The following is a 1103-nucleotide window of genomic DNA, read 5'->3' on the forward strand; positions in this document are numbered from 1 at the left end:
CGTTTTTTATCGTATTTTCGTTTAGCCGAAAATACTCGTCTTCGTAAGTCGCAAACGGCGCAAGGCGCGAGAACGTTGGCGGTAATATTTGGGCTGAACGGAAACGAGAACATATAATTTAAAGAAAGATGCTTAACGAAACTGAATTTTCTAAAAAATTTGCAAAACGTTTAATTCAAGAAGTTGAAGGATTAAAAATATATTCAATAGATGGTCTTGAAATCCAAACGGAATTTGAAAATTCAAATGAATACAGACATTTACTTTATAATTGTTATGCTGAATATTTAAGAGAACCTGACGATATTGAAGAAATTTTTAAAAAATATTTAAAAACTTCTGACAGCTTATACAGATCAAATGAAACGTTCAGTCTTAATTATATTTTACCTGTGATTAAAGACAAGCGATTCATTCAAAGTATAATAGAAATAAATCCAGATTTTGAAAAAAATCATATTTATGAAAAATATAATGAAGAACTATTCATTTTTTATGTTGAAGATACTGAAACAAACATAAATTATTTAACTCAAGAAGATTTTAAAAAATTAAATATTAAACAAAAGGAGTTAAAGACAATTGCCATAAAAAACTTGTCTGAATCAATCGAAATTGAAAAGCACGGAGAAAATGGTTACTATGTTTTATTAGCAGATGGGAATTATGAGTCTAGTTTAATATTGCTTGACATTTGGTACAAAGAAAACTTTGATGTGAAAGGAGAAATTGTTGTTGGAATTCCAGCTCGCGATTTAATATTTATAACAGGAACAAACGATACCGAACATATAGCAAAACTTAATAAAACTATAAGCGAAATAAACGAAACCGGAGACCATTTAGTTTCTACAAAATTGTTTGAATACAGAAACGAGAAATTTGAAACTATATAAAAATACTACCGCCAACAGCCGTTACACGAGATTTGGGCATTTGGCTGAATTTAAAGATGGTTTTGTACTTGGAAAATTTGTGTTTAACCGAAAAACCTCGCATCTTTAATCCCAAACCTCGTGTAGCGCCAGAACGTTGTGCGTGATTGCTCCCAAATTGGAAAGCGGAAAACCGAAAACTAATTGACAGCCGAAATCGAAAAACCG

At 30.9% G+C, this 1103-nt stretch carries 1 protein-coding gene; it reads left to right on the forward strand.

Annotated features, from left to right (window positions below; all coding sequences use genetic code 11):
• The first annotated feature begins 128 nt into the window (after window positions 1–128).
• On the forward strand, window positions 129–896 hold the full coding sequence (locus tag GXM17_RS21335) for a DUF1444 family protein (RefSeq protein ID WP_163401534.1): 768 nt from the start codon (window positions 129–131) through the stop codon (window positions 894–896).
• Window positions 897–1103: the final 207 nt, after the last annotated feature.

It is taken from the genome of Flavobacterium fluviatile, assembly GCF_010645065.1.
Classification (GTDB): domain Bacteria; phylum Bacteroidota; class Bacteroidia; order Flavobacteriales; family Flavobacteriaceae; genus Flavobacterium; species Flavobacterium fluviatile.